At 71.4% G+C, this 3,676-nt stretch carries 6 protein-coding genes; 4 read left to right on the forward strand and 2 right to left on the reverse strand.

The features are described 5' to 3' along the window. From VF794_RS00095 to VF794_RS00110, 4 genes are all read left to right on the forward strand, one after another. Positions 1-93 (forward strand): MXAN_5187 C-terminal domain-containing protein (locus tag VF794_RS00095; RefSeq protein ID WP_331106473.1); only part of this gene is annotated, 93 nt, incomplete at its 5' end. A gap of 10 nt (positions 94-103) precedes the next feature. Continuing rightward, a complete protein-coding gene (locus tag VF794_RS00100; protein WP_331106464.1) occupies positions 104-613 on the forward strand; it encodes a KdsC family phosphatase in 510 nt (169 codons plus the stop codon). A 148-nt stretch (positions 614-761) separates the two neighbouring features. Continuing rightward, a complete protein-coding gene (locus VF794_RS00105; RefSeq protein WP_331106466.1) occupies positions 762-1,148 on the forward strand; it encodes a hypothetical protein in 387 nt (128 codons plus the stop codon). A 103-nt stretch (positions 1,149-1,251) separates the two neighbouring features. Beyond that, a complete protein-coding gene (locus VF794_RS00110) occupies positions 1,252-2,190 on the forward strand; it encodes a tetratricopeptide repeat protein (protein ID WP_331106468.1) in 939 nt (312 codons plus the stop codon). Here VF794_RS00110 and VF794_RS00115 read toward each other — a convergent pair. After that, on the reverse strand, positions 2,187-3,116 hold the full coding sequence (locus tag VF794_RS00115; protein WP_331106470.1) for a DUF6929 family protein: 930 nt from the start codon (positions 3,114-3,116) through the stop codon (positions 2,187-2,189). The genes VF794_RS00110 and VF794_RS00115 overlap by 4 nt on opposite strands. A gap of 25 nt (positions 3,117-3,141) precedes the next feature. Beyond that, positions 3,142-3,676 (reverse strand): HEAT repeat domain-containing protein (locus VF794_RS00120; protein ID WP_331106471.1); only part of this gene is annotated, 535 nt, incomplete at its 5' end.

Consider the following 3,676-nt stretch of genomic DNA (forward strand, 5'->3'; position numbering starts at 1 on the left):
CCGGAGTTGATGAAGCAACACGGCGCCAAGTCGGTGGAGTTCAAGGTCGTCATCAAGGACGGAAAGGCCGTGCTCAAGGCCGTGCCGAAGTAGGCTCCCGGGGATGAACCAGAACCTGGAGTCCCTCAAGGCGCGGGTGAGCAAGCTGTCGGTGATGATCTTCGACATCGACGGCACGCTCACCGACGGGCGCATCTTCTGGGTGCCCAACTCGGGGTGGACGCAGATGTACAGCGTGCGCGACGGGATGGGCATCAAACGGCTCCAGGAGGCGGGGCTGGAGGTGGCGGCCATCTCCGGGGGCGACAGCCTCTCGGCGCAGATGCGGATGCAGTCGCTGGGCCTCAAGCACGTGCACTTCGGCAGCCAGGACAAGGTGGCCCACTTCGAGAAGCTGCTCGAAATCTTGAAGGTGACGGCGGACCGGTGCGGCTACATGGGCGACGAGCTGGTGGACCTGCCGCTGCTCAAGGCGGTGGGTTTCTCGGCGACGCCGCCCGAGGCCCCGGACGAGGTCCGTGCACAAGTGCACTATGTGGCGCAGCGACCGGCGGGCTTTGGCGCGGCGCGCGAGGTGTGTGAGTTCATTCTCCGTCACCGCCAGGCGCCCTGAGTGTCCTGGTGGACGAGGTGAGCGTCGGTTGCTGAATGCCGTTGGGGAGGAGTCCGAGCGCCTGTTCCCGGGGGAGGTTGTCCGGGGGTGGGGGGCTCCCTAGTTTGCGCCACCGGGCAATCCAACGGACCGGACACCGAGGTGGGCGATGGCAGGCGGGACGCGGCACTGGGGGCTGGGGCTGGCGGCGGTGCTGTGGCTGGCCAGCGGGTGCGGAACGCCCCCCGAGGAGGCCGAGGCCCGACTGGCGGCGCTCCAGGCCGAGGAAGAGCAGATGGACGCGGCCTTCGACGCGGTGGAGACGCGCCTGCTGGGCAACCAGTCGAAGATGCACCTGTGGCAGGAGCTGGGGCGCAGGCACGAAGAGGTGTCGGCCATCCAGTGTCGCGTGGCGGACGAGCACCTGATGGGCATCGCCAAGCACCTGGCGCAGCAGGAGGCCAAGGCGCGCCAGGTTCACAAGCGCCGTCAGATGGCCGCGGTGGACTCCACGATGCTCACCTCGGGCAGCGAGGATCGGCTGGGCAGCAACTAAGCCGCACCGCGGCAAGCGGGCGGGCGGGCGCCGGCTTCCGTGACGAGGGCGTCGAATCCAGCTAGAAACTCCGTCCGTGAGACCCCGGATCGGAGCCTTGCTGATGCGGCGCCTGGTATTGCTCCTGGCCCTCGCGCTCGTCCCAGGCTGTCGCCGGGAGAGCGCCACCGACCACATGCAACGGGCCCGCGACGCCACCTTCGAGAAGCGTCCCGAAGAGGCCCTCGTGGAGTACCGCAAGGCGCTCGACGCCCTGCGTCTGGACGACTCCGCCCAGGCGATGGTGATGAAGGCCCGCGCCCTCAAGGGCGCCGCGGACGTCTACTGGCTGGAGCTGCGCAAGGTGAAGGAGGCCGTGAGCGTCTACAAGGAGCTCATCGCCCAGTGCCCCGAGTCTCCCGAGGCGCTGGAGGCCCGCGTGGTGCTCGCCGAGTTGCTGCGCGTGTACTTCCGTGACTTGCGCGGCGCCATCGACCAGCTCACGGCGGCGCTGGCGCGCAACCCACCGCAGGGCGCCGAGCTGCACTACCAGGTGGCCAAGCTCTACTTCGAGCTCCAGGACTATCAGCAGTGCGTGCTGGAGTCGCGCAAGCTGGCCGAGCGCTTCGCCACCAGTGCCTTCGTGGACGACTCGCTCTACCTGCAGGCGCAGGCGCTGCACATGCAGGCGCTCCAGACGCAGTCCGGCATGCCCGAGGTGCAGCGCTTCCGCCAGGAGGCCTCGCGCACGTACGCGGACCTCATCGCCCGCTTCCCGGACTCGGAGCTCGCCCCGCATTCGGCCTTCGAGATGGGCAAGCTGAAGGCCGAGGCGGGGGACAACGAGAAGGCCATCGAGACGTGGGTGCAGGCGCTGAAGAACCACCCGGAGCCGGCGCTGGTGCAGGACGCCATTGCCCGGGCGCGCCGCCGCATCACCGCGACGACGCCGGAGGACATCGGCTCGCGCCAGACGGCCTTCGAGCGGGCCCGCCCGCACCGCAACTCGGTGGAAGCGGTGGGTGGCTCGGCCGAGGAAGCCGCGCGCGACCACGGCGACTAACCGGGCACACCCTCCAGCACGGTCTCGAAGAGGGGCGCGGCCACGGCCGGGTCGTCGGCATCCGCGACGAGCAGCAGGTGGATGCGGCCCTGCTCTACCCATGCGTCCACGCCCTCCAGCTTCACCTTCTGGTCCACGCCATCGAGGAACATCGGCGTGCCATCCGAGGCCAGCACGCCCACCGCCGAGCCCATCACCGCCCCGTCCGCATAGGCATCGCGGGTGTCCTCGGCGGAGGCGGTGAAGACGATGCGGCCGTCCGGCAGGGGCGCGGCGTCCGTGAAGGACAGGCGCACGTTGCCCGCCCGGCCCAGGTCCCAGCGGCGCACGGTGCGCACCACGTCCGGCTGGAGGGACTCGCCCGCCTCCAGCGCGCGCAGCACGCGCCCCGCGTCCAGGTCCACCACCGCGTCCGCGCCCTGGTCTCCGTTGCCCCGGTTGAGCAGGCGCAGCCGCGTGCCCGCCAGCGCCGCGCCCTCCACGTTGAGCGGGCCCAGCTCGCGGGTGAGCTGTGCGTACAGGCCGGTGAAGTCCACCTCCCGCACCTCCCCGGTGAGGCTCCCGTCCGCCGCCAGCGGCACCAGCGCGCCCGTCATCCGCACCGCCGTGCTCCCCGAGGGCACCGCCAGCAGCGCCCCGTGCGGCGTGCTGGAGAGTCCCTTGAGGAGGCAGAGCGCCTCCAGGTCCGGCTTGAGGGCCTTGCGGGCCTTCGGCTCCAGCGGCAGCTCGCCCGGGAAGAGGCGCAGTAAGGTCCCCGGGGCCTCGCCCTCCAGCGCGAAGGTGGCCAGGTGCAGCGAGTCGTCCGCGACGACGTGCACCCGGTTGCCGGTGCGCACGAGTCCGCTCGCGGCCGAGACGTGGGGCTCGCCTCCCGGGGTCTCGGGGGTGTGGAGGGTGAGTTTCCGGCGCAGGGTGAGTCGGAGCATGGTGGGTCCTCTCCCTCACCCTAACTCAGCCGCCCTGGCCCCGCGCGTGCTCCTGGGCCTGCTTGTCGCGCAGCAGCAGGTTCCACGTCTGCGGCTGGGAGGCCAGCAGCGTCAGCCACGTGTCGATCTCCCCATCCATCCCCCGGTCCACCCCCTTCAGCTTCTCCAGCACCGGCACCGCCCGCGTCAGCCCGAGGCGCGCGATGCTCTCCAGGATGGCGCCGCGCACCTCGCGCTCCCGCTCCGTCGCGAAGCGCTCGCTCAACCCCCGCATCGTCCGCTCGGCCTCGTCCACCGCCACCGTGCCCAGTGCCTTCGCCGCCGCCGCGCGCACCTCGGGGTGCTCGGACGCCCGCAGCAGCTGGCGCACCGACTCCACCGCGGGCGTCCGCGCCGCCTCGATGGAGGAGGCTCCCAGCAGCCCCGCCGCCGTCTTCGGGTCGCTCGCCTCCGAGGCCAGTGCCACCGCCTGCTCCGCCACGCCCTGGAAGCGTCCGAGGTTGCGCGCGGCCTCCTCCGTCAGGTTGCCCACCACCGCCTCGCGCACCTCGGGCGCCGGG

Source organism: Archangium sp. (genome assembly GCF_036389735.1).
Lineage (GTDB): Bacteria > Myxococcota > Myxococcia > Myxococcales > Myxococcaceae > Archangium.